Origin of the sequence: Cellulosimicrobium sp. 72-3 (genome assembly GCF_013127315.1) — a bacterium.
Lineage (GTDB): Bacteria > Actinomycetota > Actinomycetes > Actinomycetales > Cellulomonadaceae > Cellulosimicrobium > Cellulosimicrobium funkei.
In genome coordinates this window covers 3,783,878-3,799,055 of the sequence record NZ_CP053419.1, presented here as the reverse complement: position 1 = coordinate 3,799,055, position 15,178 = coordinate 3,783,878, and the positions used below count along the sequence as shown (strand labels likewise).

The 15,178-nt window shown below is 75.3% G+C and carries 14 protein-coding genes; 5 read left to right on the top strand and 9 right to left on the bottom strand.

Annotation, left to right across the window (positions count from 1 at the left end; genetic code table 11):
• The first annotated feature begins 175 nt into the window (after positions 1-175).
• Positions 176-2,326 carry a metallophosphoesterase family protein gene (locus HKK73_RS17030; protein ID WP_171468459.1) on the top strand — a complete coding sequence of 717 codons (2,151 nt, stop codon included), beginning with the start codon at positions 176-178 and terminating at the stop codon, positions 2,324-2,326.
• A 39-nt stretch (positions 2,327-2,365) separates the two neighbouring features.
• On the opposite strand, the gene HKK73_RS17025 is transcribed toward HKK73_RS17030, so the two are convergent.
• On the bottom strand, positions 2,366-3,736 hold the full coding sequence (locus tag HKK73_RS17025; RefSeq protein WP_253705688.1) for an ADP-ribosylglycohydrolase family protein: 1,371 nt from the start codon (positions 3,734-3,736) through the stop codon (positions 2,366-2,368).
• Between the two features lie 25 nt (positions 3,737-3,761).
• Between HKK73_RS17025 and HKK73_RS17020 the strand changes: the two genes are divergently transcribed.
• Entirely contained in the window at positions 3,762-4,259 is a 498-nt protein-coding gene (locus tag HKK73_RS17020) for a heme-degrading domain-containing protein (protein WP_074803454.1), read from the top strand.
• A gap of 4 nt (positions 4,260-4,263) precedes the next feature.
• On the opposite strand, the gene HKK73_RS17015 is transcribed toward HKK73_RS17020, so the two are convergent.
• The 5 genes from HKK73_RS17015 to HKK73_RS16995 all read right to left on the bottom strand — a co-directional run bounded on the left by HKK73_RS17015 (position 4,264) and on the right by HKK73_RS16995 (position 8,617).
• Positions 4,264-4,995, bottom strand: a complete 732-nt coding sequence (locus HKK73_RS17015) for an excalibur calcium-binding domain-containing protein (RefSeq protein ID WP_253705687.1) — start codon at positions 4,993-4,995, stop codon at positions 4,264-4,266.
• Positions 4,996-5,122: 127 nt separating this feature from the next.
• Complete coding sequence (locus HKK73_RS17010; RefSeq protein ID WP_061267846.1) at positions 5,123-6,256, bottom strand: OmpA family protein; 1,134 nt, start codon at positions 6,254-6,256, stop codon at positions 5,123-5,125.
• Positions 6,253-6,837: a hypothetical protein gene (locus HKK73_RS17005; RefSeq protein WP_171468457.1), complete on the bottom strand. Its 585-nt coding sequence runs from the start codon at positions 6,835-6,837 to the stop codon at positions 6,253-6,255. The genes HKK73_RS17010 and HKK73_RS17005 overlap by 4 nt, the downstream gene beginning before the upstream one ends.
• Positions 6,838-7,021: 184 nt before the next feature.
• Positions 7,022-7,549, bottom strand: coding sequence for an Hsp20/alpha crystallin family protein (locus tag HKK73_RS17000; protein WP_137280845.1), 528 nt, complete (start codon positions 7,547-7,549; stop codon positions 7,022-7,024).
• 102 nt (positions 7,550-7,651) lie between these two features.
• A complete protein-coding gene (locus tag HKK73_RS16995; RefSeq protein ID WP_170982142.1) occupies positions 7,652-8,617 on the bottom strand; it encodes a hypothetical protein in 966 nt (321 codons plus the stop codon).
• Between the two features lie 136 nt (positions 8,618-8,753).
• On the opposite strand from HKK73_RS16995, the gene HKK73_RS16990 reads away from it, so the two are divergent.
• Positions 8,754-9,200 carry a PASTA domain-containing protein gene (locus HKK73_RS16990; protein WP_137280844.1) on the top strand — a complete coding sequence of 149 codons (447 nt, stop codon included), beginning with the start codon at positions 8,754-8,756 and terminating at the stop codon, positions 9,198-9,200.
• A gap of 27 nt (positions 9,201-9,227) precedes the next feature.
• On the opposite strand, the gene HKK73_RS16985 is transcribed toward HKK73_RS16990, so the two are convergent.
• Complete coding sequence (locus HKK73_RS16985) at positions 9,228-10,547, bottom strand: exonuclease domain-containing protein (protein ID WP_171468456.1); 1,320 nt, start codon at positions 10,545-10,547, stop codon at positions 9,228-9,230.
• 222 nt (positions 10,548-10,769) lie between these two features.
• Between HKK73_RS16985 and HKK73_RS16980 the strand changes: the two genes are divergently transcribed.
• Both HKK73_RS16980 and HKK73_RS16975 read left to right on the top strand, forming a co-directional pair.
• Positions 10,770-12,560 (top strand): M28 family peptidase, encoded by a 1,791-nt coding sequence (locus tag HKK73_RS16980; RefSeq protein WP_171468455.1) that lies wholly within the window; start codon positions 10,770-10,772, stop codon positions 12,558-12,560.
• A gap of 110 nt (positions 12,561-12,670) precedes the next feature.
• Entirely contained in the window at positions 12,671-13,753 is a 1,083-nt protein-coding gene (locus HKK73_RS16975) for a hypothetical protein (RefSeq protein ID WP_171468454.1), read from the top strand.
• Between the two features lie 3 nt (positions 13,754-13,756).
• Here HKK73_RS16975 and HKK73_RS16970 read toward each other — a convergent pair whose 3' ends face one another.
• Together HKK73_RS16970 and HKK73_RS16965 are read right to left on the bottom strand one after the other, a co-directional pair.
• Positions 13,757-14,440 carry an SDR family oxidoreductase gene (locus HKK73_RS16970; RefSeq protein WP_171468453.1) on the bottom strand — a complete coding sequence of 228 codons (684 nt, stop codon included), beginning with the start codon at positions 14,438-14,440 and terminating at the stop codon, positions 13,757-13,759.
• Positions 14,441-14,551: 111 nt separating this feature from the next.
• A complete protein-coding gene (locus HKK73_RS16965; RefSeq protein ID WP_114553395.1) occupies positions 14,552-15,124 on the bottom strand; it encodes a PASTA domain-containing protein in 573 nt (190 codons plus the stop codon).
• Positions 15,125-15,178 lie beyond the last annotated feature (54 nt).

The following is a 15,178-nucleotide window of genomic DNA, read 5'->3' as shown; positions in this document are numbered from 1 at the left end:
CGTCTCCCGGGCCGGGCGGAGGACGGCCATCTGGCCGCCGCCGCGCGTTCACCGCGACGACGCGTGGGAGCCATCCCCGCTCCCTACTGTGACAGCGCTTCCCACCACGGGTCCGACGCCGCCACGGTGGTCCGACGGTCGTCGCCGCGCGGACCCCTGACCTGCGAAGGAACCCATGAACCCGCACGCCTCCCGGCTGCCCGGCGCGCTCGCGCGCGCGGCGGCGTCGGCGCTCGCCGTCTCGCTCGTCGGCACGGCGCTCGTCGCCGCGACCGCGACCTCGACGGCCGCCGCCGACGAGTCCCTGCTCTCGACGTCCGGCACGACCTGGCGCTACCTCGACGACAACACGAACCCGGCGGGATCCGCCGCGGACCAGCGCGTGTGGACGACCACCGCCTTCGACGACTCCGCGTGGAAGTCCGCGACGGGCGCGTTCGGCGCGAAGCGCGGCGCAGCGACGGGTATCGGCGCCGCCTTCCCGATCACGACGCTCCTCACCCAGTACATCGAGGGCACGACGACGGACGTCCCCACGTTCTTCTTCCGCACCGACGTGGAGCTCACCGCGGCCGACCTCGACGGCGTCCCGGCGTTCGAGGGCGAGATCGTCTACGACGACGCCGCGATCGTCTACGTGAACGGCGAGGAGGTCGTGCGCCTCGGCGACGACGACCGGAAGATCACCGAGAACCTCCAGTACCACGGCAACGGCCGCACGGACCCGGTGACGGGCACGTTCGTCGTCCCGGCCGACGCGTTCGAGCCCGGCGAGAACACGATCTCCGTCGCGCTCTACCAGGACGCGCCGACGAGCTCGGACATCTACCTCGACGTCCGCTCGCTCGTCCCGACGCACGGCGAGGTCCGCGACGTCGCCCTGAACGTCGGCGCGGACGAGACGCAGGCCAACGTCGCGTGGTTCTCGACGCTGCCCGGCGCGGGCGAAGTGCAGTGGACCCGGGCCGACGAGACGGGCAGCGAGGTCGACTGGCGGACGGCGGCGACGTCGTCGTCCCGGAACGGCGCGGCCGCGGACGGCGCGACGTACCACCACGCCACGATCACCGGGCTCGTGGAGGACGCGGCGTACGCGTACCGCGTGGGCAGCGCGGCGACCGGCTGGTCCGCGCCGTCGACCTTCACGACGGGGACGTTCGGGGACGAGTTCTCCGCGCTGTTCGTCGGCGACGCGCAGATCGGTGCGAGCGGCAACGCCGCGAACGACGCGGCACGCTGGGCCGCCAACCTCGACACCATGACCGAGCGACACCCGGACACGGCGTTCCTCATCTCCGCGGGCGACCAGGTGGAGAACGCGGGCAGCAGCCAGCAGTACGCGGGCTTCCTCGCGCCGCGCCAGATGCGCGAGCTGCGCTTCGCCGTCCAGGACGGCAACCACGACACCGCGTCGGCGCTCTACGACCAGCACTACGCGATGCCGAACCTCTCGGCCGAGCAGCGCCGCGACTACTGGTACGCGTACAACAACGTGCTCGTCGTCGCGATCGACTCGAACGACTCGTCCGCGACGCAGATCGCGGGGCACCAGGCGTTCCTGCGCGACGTGGTCGGCACGCACGGCGACGAGTACGACTGGGTCGTCGTGACGTTCCACCACTCGCTCTACAGCCAGGCGTTCCACTCGCGCGACACGGACGTGGTGCGCATGCGCGAGGCGCTCTCGCCCGTCTTCAGCGACCTCGGCGTCGACCTCGTCCTCGCGGGCCACGACCACATCTACACCCGCTCGTACCTCATGGAGGGCGCGACGCCGGTCGTCCCGGCCGCGGCGCCGGCCGAGGGCGACGTGCTCACCCCGGAGGAGGACCAGGTCCTCTACCTCACGGGCAACTCGTCGTCGGGCTCGAAGTTCTACGACTTCGACGGCGCCAAGCCGTGGACGGCGCGCTGGGAGCAGTCGCGCGAGGCCAGCTACTCCGACCTCGACGTCACGCCCACGTCGCTCACCGTCACCACGTACGCGACCGGGTCGCAGCGCGTGGTCGACCGGGTGACGCTCCAGCGCGAGGACGAGGCGGGCCCCGCGCTCGCCGTCGAGACCAGCGCCCGCTGCCTCGCGGGCACGGCGTACGTCGCGGTCCGCGCGACGAACACCGGTGACATCCCGGCCGACGTCACCCTCGCGACGCCGTTCGGCACGCGCACGGTCGCGGCGGTCGCGCCCGGCAAGGCCGCGTACCAGTCGTTCTCGACGCGGGCGGTCGCGGCCGACGCCGGGTCCGTCACCGTCACGGGCACCCTGCCCGACGGCGGCGCCTCCTCCGCCCAGGACGTCGCCTTCCCGGCGGTCTCCTGCGGCTGAGGCCGCTCGTCCTTCCGGTGGCGCGAACGCGCTGCCGGCTCAGGCGGGGTCGTCGAGCGGCTGCACGACGACCCCGCCGAACCGCGCCTCCTGCGCGCGGAGCGCGACGCCGTCGATCCAGACCCGCCCCGCGAGCACGTCGGCCGACGCGGGCGATCCGTCCGGGCGCTGCGCGGTGTACCCGCCCGTGAGGCTCGCGTTCGCCAGCACGACGGGACGGCCCGTCTCGTCGGTGACGTCCTGCCCGCACCACCCGCACACGTGGCGCGGGTAGCGGGGGTTCTCGCGGAGCAGCGTCCCGCACAGCGGGCAGTGCTGCACGGGGCGCGCGTCGCCGTCGGGCAGGACGAGCGCCTCGGAGCGCACGAGGCCGCCCTGGGCGGTGCGGCGCGCCAGCGCCGTGAGCACGCGGCGGCCGATCCCCGGCCAGCCGTGGACGGCCGCGGACCACTCCTCGGGCACCGCGCGGGCGCCGTACCGCGCGCCCAGCAGGGCGCCCGCGATCGCCGCGACGGTGTCGGTGTCGCCGCCGACGGCCACCGCGGCCTGGAGCGCCGCCACCAGGTGGTCCCGGCCCGCGAACCGTGAGCGCTCGGGCGGGGACGTCGTCGCGATCGCACGCCACGCCGCCTGGAGCGCGGTCACCGTGAAGCCGTTCTGCCGGAGGTCGGCCTCGGGCCGGGCGGACTCCGCGTCCGCGACCCACGCCGACCAGCGCGCCGCGGCCTCCGCGTCGAGCAGGTCGAGGCCGGCCCGCACGTCGAGCCGCTGCTCGGTCACCGCGACGCGCACGGCCTCCGACCACAGCACGCACGACTCGGCGGCGAGCGGGTCGGTGTGCGTGATCTCCGCGACGGCGCGCGCCACGCGGGCGGTCGCGTCCCGGTCGCCGAGCGCGACGAGCCCGACGACCCCCGTCCGCATGAGCGCGCCGTTCCCGGCCGTGCGACCGGTCGCCGCGTGCAGCGCCGCGGACGCCTCGCGCAGGCGCGTCGCGGCGGGACCACGGCGGGCGGCGGCGTCGCGCAGCACGGCGGCGGTCTGCGTCCCGACGTCGGACGCGCCGCCCGTGCGCCACGCCTCGAACGCGGCGGCAACCTCGTCCAGCGGGGTCGCCCCGAACGCGTCCGGGACGGGGGAGAGGACGTCGTGCGCGGCCGTCACGCGCGCGACGCACACCGACATCTGGGTGTCGTCGCTCCACTCGCCGGGCGCGTACGGGCCGAGCCCGCCCCCGCGCATGACCGCGACCTCGTCGCGGTGCCCGGGTCCGGGCGGCTGCGCGAACTCGTACGGCACGCCGAGCGCGTCGCCCGCCGCCTGCGCGAGCAGCACCCCCGACGCGCGGTCGAGCAGTCCGTGGTCGAGCGGGTCGAGGGCTGCCGGGCGGGGAACGGGCGTCGTCGTCACGACGTGATCGTGCCACGATGACCGCATGACGACGCCCGACGACCTCGCCGCCCTCGTCGCCTCCGTCGAGGCCGACGAGCGCGACCTCGTGCTCCGCACCTTCACGCACGACGACGCGTGGCGGCTCGGCTGCCTGCTCGTCGAGCTCGCCGACGAGCGCGACCTGCCCGTGACGATCGACGTCCGCAAGGGGCCGCAGCAGGTGTTCCACGCCGCGCGCGCAGGCACGACACCCGACAACGACACCTGGGTCGAGCGCAAGGTGCGGGTCGTCGAGCGGTTCGGGGCGTCGTCGTACCTCGTGGGCCTGCGGGCCCGGGCGACGGGGACGTCGTTCAACGAGAAGCACGACCTCCCGCTCCAGGAGTACGCCGCGCACGGCGGCGCGTTCCCCGTCCGCGTGGAGGGCGTCGGGATCGTCGGCGTCGTCACCGTGTCCGGGCTCGCCCAGGGTGACGACCACGCGCTCGTCACCGAGGCCCTGCGGTCGTTCCTCGGCCGCGCGGGCGCGGCCGAGGGCTGACCACCTACTCGCAGGCCACGCCGTCGCCGTCGCGGTCGAGCTTGGGGGCGTAGCCCGGCTCGCCGCGGAGCAGCGGGGCCGCGCCGGCGGCCCGCACCGCGTCGCAGTTCTGGTAGTACGTCGACGTGCTGCCCCCGGTGTCCGCGACCCCGGCCGGGGCGCTGGGCCGGGACTGCTGGGTCGAGCGGGCCGCGGCGGCGGCCGCCTCCGCCTGGGCGACGGCCGCCTCGCGGCCCTCGACGTCGGACACCCGGGTCGCCAGGTCGGCCTCGACGGTCGCGACCGCACCCTCGCGCGCCGCGACGTCGGCCTCCGACGACTGGAGCGCCGTCGCCCGCTCGTCCAGCTCGGTCTGGGCCGCCTGCGCGGCGGCCGTCTGCTCCTCGAGCGCGGTCCGCTCGGCGTCCAGCTCGGCGCGCTCGCCCTCGACCTCGTCCTGCTCGTCGGCCGCCTGCGCGACGAGGGTCCTCGCCTCGTCCAGCGCCCGGCCGGAGCTGCCCTGCCCGACCAGGAGCCCGACGACGAACAGGGCGACGCCCGCCGCGGTCAGCAGGGCTGCCCGGCGCCCGCGTCGAGGCCGCGTGGCCCCGGCCGGCGGCGCGGCGGTCTCCTCGACCCAGAACGTCCATCCCTCCGGCGCGGACGGCCAGGCAGGGTCCGGGGCCCAGCCCGGCTCGGGGCGCCAGTCTCCGGGGGCCACGGGCCAGCCGGGAGGGGCGTTGAATCTCTGGGCCATGCGTCGTCCTCGTCTCGCGGTCACCGCGTCGACGTCGACGGGCACGACCGAAGCCCCGGGGGGCGTGACGTGAACGCTAACGTGGTGTCAGCCGCCTCGGGGAGGGCCTGACGGGGTGAAAGGGACGTCAGTCCCAGCGGATCGGGACGTCCTCGAACGTCGGCCACGTCGGGACGACGTTCACGTACAGCGACTCGAGCGACGCGTCGAGCGGGCGCGGCAGGTACACCTCGTAGCCCACCGTGCGTCCGACGCTCGTACGCGCGAACAGCGGCTCGGTCTCGAGCTCGCGTGCCCCGCTGCCGCGGACCGGTGCGTACGAGACCAGCGCGCGGGGGTCGACGGCCGACGGGTGCAGCTCTCCTGCACCCGTCATGGCGTACACGCTGATGCGTTCCTCGTCACCGTCCACAGGGCCGAGCGGCGTGAGCTGGAGGCGCAGGCGCATGAGAGATCCGCGGACCACGATCGGCTCGATGCCGACGCGGACCTCCTCCTGGCGGCCGTCCTCGTTCGGGACGACGACCGTCTTCTCGACGACGGGCTCGGTGTCCGTCACGGGCTCCACGCGCGGGCGGTCGCCCGGCACGAGCTCCGCGGTGACGGGATCGAGCTCGTGCTCCTCGACCTCGAGGCCGCGCTCGCCCGGGGTCGTCCCGGAGTAGCGGAGCTCGACACGGCGGTTCTGGGCACGGTCGTCCGCGACGTCGTCACCGCCCTCCTCGACCTTGAGGCGCGTCTCCCCGTACCCCTGCGCCTCGAACGTGACGTCGGGTCGTACCGTCGCGGCAGCGTCGACGACGGCCTGCGCGCGCCGCTGCGAGAGGTCCATGTTGTCCGCCTCCTCGCCCACCGAGTCGGTGTGCCCGGCGACGCTCGCCGTCACACCGTCGGGCAGCTCGGCGGCGATCTCCTGCACGCGCTCGACGGCGGCCTGGGAGAGCTCGGCCGAGCCGACGTCGAACAGGACGTCGGTCTCGAGCGTGACGACGACCTCGTCCGCCTCGACCTCGACGTACTCGAGCGACGTGACGGCACCGGCGAGCTCGAACGTCGTCGCGACCCCCGGGTCGAACCGGGTCGTCGCACGGTCGAGGTCCTCCCGGGCGGGCGCGCCGCCGAGGTCGTCGAGGGTGAGCGGGTCGACGCCCGGGTCGAAGCCCTGCTCGTCCTCGCTCGCCGCGGCCGGGGTGCCGGACAGCGGACCCAGCACGAGCGCGACCGCCAGGGCACCGGCCGCCGTCGCGTGACGGCGCCTCACTCCTCGCTCTCCCAGGTCACGGGCACGTCCTCGAAGGCGGGCCAGGCGTCGTGGAGACGGACGTCCACGGTGCGGGGCTCTCCCTCCGGGCGGGGGAACCATACCTGGTAGAGCAGCGGCCTGCCGTTGACGGTGTCCGCGGTGACGGGGTCCGTCGAGAGCTTCTGCCCGGACGCGGAGACGACGTCGTACTGCGTCAGCGCACCGACGTCGACGATCCGCGGGTTGTGGTCCTTGCCGAGCATGTCGTACACCGAGTACGTCTCGGCGGAGTCGTCGCCCGCGAAGTGCGGGGTCATGAGGACGCGGAGCTCCACCGTCGAGCCGTCCGCGACGAGGGACACGAGGCCGAGCGTGACCTCGTCCTCCGCCGACCCCGGGACCGGCAGGCGCGTCTCGAGGATCGGCTCGTACTCGGCGGCACCCACCACGACAGGAGTCGGCCCGTCCTCGGCCTCTCCCGTGCACGCGCCCAGGCTGAGGGCGGCGGTGAGGCCGAGGGCGCCGACGAGGGCGCGGCGTCGCAGCGTCGACCACCGCGTGCGAGGCAGGGTCGAGCGCGGTCTCCGGAGGCTCGTCATGGCACGGAGGTTAGCCGAACACGCGGCTCCCGTCGGCCACCGGACAGGGGGAGAGGTCCCCATCCGGAGGTCGGACGGGGCCGGCACCACGAGGGTGCCGGCCCCGCCGTCCGACCGCGCAGGGGCGTGCGCGGCCGGGTCGGAGGGCCGGCGCGACGTCGGGCGTCGCGCCGGCGGTGCGGCGTCAGGCCGCGCGCGTGACCTCGATGCGCTGGGGAGCGCGGCCGGCGAACACGCCGGCGACGGTCACGGTGAGCACGCCCGCGTCGTAGGACGCGCGGACGGCGTCGGCCTCCGCCGTCTTCGGCAGGGTGACGGTGCGGCGGAACTCGCCGAACCGGACCTCGCGGACACGGCGCCCGGCCAGGGTGGTCTCGGCCGCCTCGTCGGTGCCCGCCGCGGGCTGCTCGCCCTCGGCCTGCTCGGCGTCGTCGGACGCCTCGTCGGCCGGAGCCTCGACGACGCGCTGGTCACGACGCTCGCCACGGACGACGAGCCGGCGACCCTCGAGCTCGACGGTGACGTCACGCTCCGGGTCGACGCCCGGCAGGTCGAACCGGGCGACGAGGTCGTCGCCCTCGCGGTAGACGTCGGCGGCGGGCGCGAAGCCCGTCGGGGCGACGCCCGCGCCGGACGGGCGCGTCCAGAGCTGGCGCACGAGCCGCTCGGTGGGGAGCGGACGGAACGGCGCCACGGTGTAGGTGCTGATCATGGTGGTCCTCCAGGTCGGTCGTGCCACGGGGGCCGTGGCGTCTGACCTGTGCAACCTTGAGCGTGCCCCGCTCAGTCCCGAGTTCGCGCACGACGAACGGCCTCAGCGGCGGCGCGCCGCCCGGCGGGCCTTGCGCGCGGCCGCGGCGCGCTCCTCGGCGGCGTCGAGCCGCTCGTCGACCGCGTCGAGCGCCTCCCGCGCGGCGGACTCCGCGTCCCGCGCGTCGCTCAGGCGGGCGCGCAGCGCCTCGCGCTCGTCGGCGAGCCGCGCGAGCTCGTCCTCGACGCGGGCGAGCTCGTCCTCCACCTGCCCGACGGCGTCCCCCGCCTCGCGCGCGCGGGCGTCGGCGTCGTCGCGCTCGGCCTCCAGCCGGTCGACCTCGGCCGCGCTCTCCTCGACCTCGCGCTCGGCCGCCGCCTCGGCGTCCTCCTCGGCGCCGGCCGAGGGCTCCTCGTCGCCGTCGGCCGTCCCGCCGCTGTCCGCGTGCGCGCCCGTGCGCGCGCGCAGCTCGACGACGTCGGCCGGCTCGCCGCCCTCGTCGACGATCCCGAACCCGACGTGCTGGAGCGCCTGCGACAACCGGCCCGCCCGGACGAGCGCGCCCGCGTCCGGGTCCATGACCGCTGCCGTGAGGGTCTCCGCGAGCCGGTCGACCGCCGTCCCGGACACCGCCCGGCCCGCGATCTCGCCCGCGTCGCGCACCTCCCCGACGACGCGCTCCACCCGCTCGCGCCGCAGCCGGTCGAGCGTGCGCAGGCGGGTGCGGTCGCGGTCGGCCGTCGCGTCGCGCAGCTCGTCCCCGAGGCTCACGAGCGCGGCGACGTCGTCCGGCCGCTCGCGCGCCACCTGGTTCACGACCCACGCCGCCACCGTCGGCTTCGTGAGCCGGCCGACGCGCTCCGCACCGACCGCGTCGCCCGACGCCTTGACCCGCTTGGCGGCGGCCGTGCGCGCGACGACGAACTGCTCGAGCGGCAGGGCGAAGAGGTCGTCGACGAGCGCGTCGACGTCGGCCGCCTCGTCGCCGGGCTCCTCGGCCGTGGCGCCCGTCATGCTGCGCGTGCTCATGACGCTCAGAGTCGCACCCCGGGGGCCGCCTCGCTCCGGCCACGTCGGGGGGCCGAGCACCAATTCACCCGCGCGGCCCCTGCCCGCGGTGGCGAAGGCTTGCGACTCTGGAGGTCAGGCTTGCAAAGGGGGAATGATGAAACGACGATTCTGGGGTCTTGTCGGGGTGGCGACGGTGTTGCTCGCGGCCTGCACAGGAAGCCCGGCGGAACCCGCGACGGTGACGGTGACGGAGACGGCCGAGGCGGACACGCAGAGCGCGGAACCAGAGCCCACCCCGAACGAGGACAGCGTTTCGGAGCAGCCCACGGCGGCTGATACGGGCTCTGGTGCGACCGACGCCGCTGAGGAGACCTTCACCATGCCGGCGGTGGTCGGCCAGAATCTCCAGGATGCCCAGGATCTGCTGCAGACCATGGACTCGTACCTGATGGATCAGCAGGACGCGACGGGTCTTGAGCGTCTGGCGATCGATGACTCGAACTGGACGGTCTGCGCTCAGGACCCTGCGCCGGGTGCGGTAGTGCCTATCTCGACGGTCGTGACGCTCGCGGCGGTCAAGCTCGACGAGACGTGCCCGTGAGACCGGCCGCGGGCGACCGGTCGGAGATCATGCTGCCTGTGCACCCGAAACGGCGAGCAGGCGCGCGAACGCCGCCTCGGTGACGACCGGGACGCCGTAGCGGCGCGCGGTGCGGGCCTTCGTCGAGAGGGAGTCGGGGTCGGCGGCGACGAGGAGCCGCGTGCGGCGCGTGACGTACGGCCAGGGGGAAAGGCCCGCGGCGCGGACGTCGCGCTCCCAGGCCTCGCGCGTCCGCGACATCGAGCCGGTCAGCACGACCTCGTCGCCCGCGGCCAGCACGAACGCGGGACGGAGCGGGACCGCTCCATCAGCGCCCGCGACCGTCTCGACCAGGCGCGTCCCGAGCGCCGCCTCGACGGCGCCCACGACGTCGTCGGCGTCGAGGCCGAGCTGTCCGGCGACCTCGTGCAGCGCCGGGTCGTCGCGCAGCGCGGCGCCCTCGTCCCGGTCGCCCGTGGCGGTCGTCCCGTCGAGCGCGTCGAGCTCGGCCCGGGCCAGCGCGGCCAGGTAGTCGCGGTGCAGGGTCTCGACCGTCGCGCGGTCGAGCCCGGCGTGCCGGGCCTCCGCGAGCAGCGCTGCCCGCTCGGCGTGCGAGACGTAGCGGTCGAGGAGCGCGTCGTCGAGCAGGCGCAGGTACGTGCTCACGTCGCGCCGCGCCTCCGCTCCCGGGGCGCCGGGCGGGGACGGGTCCGGAAGGGCGGGACGGTCCGCGAGCGCCGCGAGCCAGTGCCCGCGGGCGCGGCTCGCGCCGCGCAGCACCGGCTCCGCGCCGGGCAGGGCGGCGGGCAGCGACCAGCGGACGCCGTCCGCCGCGGCGCGCGCGACGGCCCAGCACTCGTCGTCGGCCGCGACGTCGAGGTAGTACCCGAGCAGCCCCGCGGTCGCGCGCGCGTCGCCCAGGGCCGAGTGGACGCCGTCGTGCACGACGCCCACGGCCGCGCAGCACGCGGCCAGCGCCCGCGAGCCCGTGAGGTAGCGGCTCGCGAGCTGCTGCGTGCACAGGCACGCGACGGGGTCGATGGCCGCGGCGATCCCGGCGCGCCCGATCTCGGCGCGCAGGAAGCGCGTGTCGAACGCCGCGTTGTGGGCGACGAGCACGCGCCCGGAGAGCAGGCGCAGGAGCGCGGGCGCGACGCGGTCGAACGTCGGGGCGAGCGCGACGTCCGCCGCGGCGATCCCGTGCACGTGCTGCGGCCCGAGGTCCCGCTCGGGGTTGACCAGGGTGGACCACTCGTCCTCGACGCGACCGGTGTCGTCCACGAGGACGACCGCGACCTCGGCGACGCGGTCGCCGAGGCGGGGGGAGAACCCCGTGGTCTCGAGGTCGACGACGGCGAATCCGGGCACGGGCACAGTCTGCCCGACGTCGCCCACGGCCTGCCCCGGCGCCACGGCCGTTACGGTCGTGTGAACTCCTGACGCTCGTGCCGCCCGGGGGTTCCGCGCACGGCCCGGGAGGCATACGCTCGCGAGCACACGAGCCTCCGCAGCGTCGCGTCTCGTGTGCGACTCGGCCGCACCCCGACACGACCGGGGGTGGTCCGCGGGGGCCACTGTCGAGGAGGATGCGTGAGACCACGAACGATCGTCCCGTCCGCAGCGGTAGCGGGCCTCGTGCTCGCGGCGCTGACCGCAGTTCCCGTCGGCGCCGAGCCTCTCGGCGCCGCGTCCGGCACGGCCGCCGGCAGCCTGCGGGCCGCCGCGGCCCCGCCCCCGCTCGAGGACCTCGTCACCGGCGACGCGGTCATGCAGAGGCTCCAGGACCTCCAGGACATCGCGGACGCCAACGGCGGCAACCGCGCGCTGGAGACGCCCGGCTACGAGGCGAGCGCCGTCTACGTCGAGGACGCCCTGCGGGCCGCGGGCTACGAGCCCGAGCGCCAGTACTTCACGTTCGAGGACCTGGAGACCGACGAGCTGTCCCTCACGGCGGCCGGCGTCGAGGTGACGTCGGACGTCTACCCGGCCGAGTTCGCGCCCGACACCCCGGACGACGGCGTCACGGGCCCGATCGTGCAGCCCGCCGACGCGCTCGTCCAGGGCTGCACCCCGGACACGTGGGACGGGGTCGCCGTGAGCGGCGCGGTCGCGCTGATCAGCCGCGGCTCGTGCCCGTTCGCCGACAAGGCGCTGTACGCGGCGCAGGCCGGTGCGGCGGCCGTGATCCTGTACAACAACACCGACGGCGCGCTGAGCCCGACCCTCGGTGCCGAGAACGACGCCTGGGTCCCGACGGTGGGCATCACGCAGGCCGCGGGCCAGCAGATCCTCGCCGCGATCGCGGGCGGCGCGGAGCCGGTCGCGACCTACGACCTGCAGACCCACGTCGAGGAGTTCGAGACGTTCAACGTGCTCGCCCAGACCCCGGGCGGACGTGACCACAACGTCGTCATGGTCGGCGCGCACCTCGACGGCGTCGAGGACGGCCCGGGCATCAACGACAACGGCTCCGGCTCCGCCGCGATCCTCGAGGTCGCGGTCCAGCTCGCGGCCGCGACCGACGGTGGCCAGGACGTCGAGAACGCGGTCCGGTTCGCGTGGTGGGGCGCCGAGGAGGTCGGCCTGCGCGGCTCGACCCACTACGTGAGCGACCTCGCCGCGAACGACCCGGCGGCGCTCGACGACATCGCGACGTACCTCAACTTCGACATGGTCGGCTCGCCGAACTACATCATCGGGGTGTACGACGCGAACGAGTCGACCTACCCGGCCCCGGTCGAGGTCCCGCCGGGCTCGGCCGAGACGGAGGCGGTGTTCACCGACTACTTCGACGGCATCGACCAGCCGTGGGTCGACACCGAGTTCTCGGGCCGCTCCGACTACCAGGCGTTCATCGAGAACGGGGTCCCGGCGTCGGGCCTGTTCACCGGCGCGGACGGCTCGAAGACGGCCGAGGAGGTCGCGATGTTCGGCGGCACCGAGGGCATCTTCTACGACCCGAACTACCACTCGCCGGCGGACACGATCGACAACGTCGACGCGACCGCGCTCGACATCATGTCGCGGGCGATCGGGCACGCCGTCGCCGCGCTGTCCGAGGACACGTTCGCGATCAACGGCGTGGGCAACCCGCGCATCGACACCGTCGAGGCGGAGGCGCGGTGCCTCAACGGCACGGCGTACGTCGCCGTGCGCGGCGCCAACGGCGAGGACGCCCCCGCGGACGTCCGGCTCGTCACGCCGTTCGGCGAGAAGAAGTTCAGCGCCCTCGCGCCGGACAAGAACGCGTACCAGTCGTTCAGCACGCGTGCGTCGTCGGTCGCGGCGGGCACCGCGACGGTCGCGGCCTACCAGTGGCGCGGCGGCGACCCGGTGTACCAGCGGTACGACGTGTCGTACGACGCGATCGACTGCGGCTGACGCCTCCGCGTCGACCCGACGGGCGGGGCCGTCCTCCACGGGAGGGCGGCCCCGCCCGGTCTACGCTGGCTCGCGGTGCGCCGTCGGGAGGCGCGACGGACGGGGGGCACGTGGCGAAGGAACCGTTCCTGACGACGACAGACGACGAGCCGGGACAGGGCCCCGACCTGCCCGGCACGACGTCGGGCGACGGGCGCAGCACGCTCGCGCGGCTGCTCGGCGAGAGACGTCTCCTGCGCGTCCCCGCCCTGCGGGCGCTGCCGCGACCCACGCTCCCGCGGCCCTCGTTCTCGCTCCCCGGTGCGCTCCCCGGCCGTCGTGCGCGGCGCGACGACGGCGACCCGGCGCCCGAGGCGGTCCCCGGACCTGATCTCGACTCCGCGCTGGAGGACGCGCTCGTCGAGGCGCTCGCGGACGACGCTGACGTGGCCGACGGCGCCGACGGTGGCCCGCCCGACGCCGCCGCGGGCGACGGCGGGTTCGACGACGTCGTCGCGGAGTGGGTGCGCCGCGTGATCGCCGCCTACCCGCGCCCGACGTACCCGCTCGAACGCGAGTGGGACGTGTCGGTCCAGGGGGTCGTGCGGCTCGTCCCGTACGTGCCGCGGTTCGCGACGGCACCGCTCGCGCTGCTCGACCGGTTCGGCGCCGTGACGATCGGCCCTCAGCGGGTCGGCCTGGACGGCAAGGACGTCGACTGGGACCGCGTGGTCGAGGTCCGCACGGCGCCCGCGTGGACGTGCCTGTCGGCCGAGGCGCTGGAGGTGAACCTCGCGCAGTACGTCGTGGCGCTGCCCCCGCTGCCCGGCCGGGCGTGGGTGCTGGGCAAGATCAGCGAGCTCCTGCTCTCGCTCTACCTCGCCGTGCTGCCGCCGGACGCGGACGGTGACGGTGACGACGTCCTCGCTGACGCGCCACCGGACCGGATGTTCGACCGCGTGGTCACCGAGGTCGTCTACCGGCGGCGGTTCGGGACGGGCGAGGCGCAGGCGAGCACGACGTCGGTCCTGCTCCAGCTCGCGCTGCGCGGCGCGACGGACACGCTCGTCCGGACGGCCGCGGAGCGCGGGGTCGACGTCGTGCACGTGAAGGCCGAGGAGACGAGCATCGGGTCAGTCGTGGCGCGTGCGGCGACGTGGCGCCGCACGGCGCTCGACCTGCGCGAGCGGGTGGACCGGCGCCTCCGGCGCTGACGGCTATCGATCGAGCGCCTCGAGGACCGGGGTGTCGCCCGCGGTGAAGCGGATGAACCGGCCCACGGTCGAGGGCGTGCGCAGCGCCTGGGCGACCACCATCGCGACGTCCGCGCGCGAGACGCGGGAGGCCGCGCCGTCGGGCACGTCGTCCGCGCCGTCGAGGCCGTCCGGGCCGTCGCCGACGACGCGGATCGCCCCGGTCGGGTCGTCGTCGGTGAGCGTGCCCGGCCCGAGGACGGTCCAGTCGAGGTCGGTGCCGCGCAGGTGGTCGTCGGCGGCGAGCTTGGCGTCGGTGTAGGCGAAGAAGCTCGAGTCGGGGTCGACGCCGTGGTCGGGCACCGACCCGATCCACGACACCATGACGTAGCGCGGCACCCCGGCCGCGACGGCGGCGTCCATGGTGCGGCCGGCGGCGTCGCGGTCGACGGCGTACGTCCGTTCGGGGTCCCCGCCGCCGGCGCCGGCCGACCACACGACGGCGTCGAACCCGTCGAGCGCTGCGGCGATCTCCTCGGTCGAGGCGTGCTCGACGTCGAGCAGGAGCGGCTCGCCGCCCAGGCGGCGGACGAGCGGGAGCTGTTCCTCGGCGCGCACGATCCCCGTCACGGTCGCGTCGTGGTCGACGAGGATCGGGACGAGCAGCCGGCCCACCTTGCCGTGGGCACCGACGAGGGCGATCTTCATGCGGCGGACTCCTGTCTGTGGAGGGTGAGAGTCCACCGTCCTCCGCCGTCGTCCGCGCCGCCACCCGGGGCGGCCCGGGCCCGGGTGCGCCGGGTCCCGGTCAGGGGCGCGTCACGGGCACTGCTTCGCGTTCGGGGCGGCGTCGAGCGTCACGGTCTGCGACGCGCGCACGAGGTCCCCGCCCTCCGGGTCCTGCGCGCACACCGTCCAGCCGTTGGCCGCGCCGGGCAGGGCGCCGGACCGCGCGTCGCGCGCGTCCACGACGACGACCGTCACCGCCCCGCGCTTCTCCAGGTCGGCACGCGCCTGCTTGAGCCGTGTCTCGATGAGGTTGGGCATGGAGAACGCCGGCTCGATCTCGACCGAGACCTCGACCCCGTCCGAGCTGCCCGGCTCACCGGGGCCGCCGGTCGGCTCCCCGGTCGGGTCCGGCGTCGGCTCGACGGTCGGCTCGGAGGTGGGGGTCGTCGTCGGCTGCGACGTGGGCGACGGCGACGGGCTCCCCGGGCCGCCCGGCAGCCCGTCCACGCGGCACCCGGCGAGCGCGGTCACGGCCACGACGGCGAGCACGACCGCACGTGCGCGTCGTGGTGCTCCCACGACTCGCGGCCGCGCGGCGTCGCGCGGCCCGTCGTCGTGCTTGCTGGTGCTCGTCCGGTCCGTCATCGCCGACGGGTCCGTCATACGTCCTGCCACTGCACCGCCCCCGGTTGCCCCCTGAAACTGCTTGCGTGATCG

What these genes read in the sequence shown, in the direction of transcription:
- HKK73_RS17015 (WP_253705687.1), bottom strand. Translation starts at nt 4,995, where the DNA reads ATGGCCCAGAGATTCAACGCCCCTCCCGGCTGGCCCGTGGCCCCCGGA.
- HKK73_RS16965 (WP_114553395.1), bottom strand. Translation starts at nt 15,124, where the DNA reads ATGACGGACCCGTCGGCGATGACGGACCGGACGAGCACCAGCAAGCAC.
- HKK73_RS17000 (WP_137280845.1), bottom strand. Translation starts at nt 7,549, where the DNA reads ATGATCAGCACCTACACCGTGGCGCCGTTCCGTCCGCTCCCCACCGAG.
- HKK73_RS17020 (WP_074803454.1), top strand. Translation starts at nt 3,762, where the DNA reads ATGACGACGCCCGACGACCTCGCCGCCCTCGTCGCCTCCGTCGAGGCC.
- HKK73_RS16995 (WP_170982142.1), bottom strand. Translation starts at nt 8,617, where the DNA reads ATGAGCACGCGCAGCATGACGGGCGCCACGGCCGAGGAGCCCGGCGAC.
- HKK73_RS17030 (WP_171468459.1), top strand. Translation starts at nt 176, where the DNA reads ATGAACCCGCACGCCTCCCGGCTGCCCGGCGCGCTCGCGCGCGCGGCG.
- HKK73_RS16990 (WP_137280844.1), top strand. Translation starts at nt 8,754, where the DNA reads ATGAAACGACGATTCTGGGGTCTTGTCGGGGTGGCGACGGTGTTGCTC.
- HKK73_RS16970 (WP_171468453.1), bottom strand. Translation starts at nt 14,440, where the DNA reads ATGAAGATCGCCCTCGTCGGTGCCCACGGCAAGGTGGGCCGGCTGCTC.
- HKK73_RS17005 (WP_171468457.1), bottom strand. Translation starts at nt 6,837, where the DNA reads ATGACGAGCCTCCGGAGACCGCGCTCGACCCTGCCTCGCACGCGGTGG.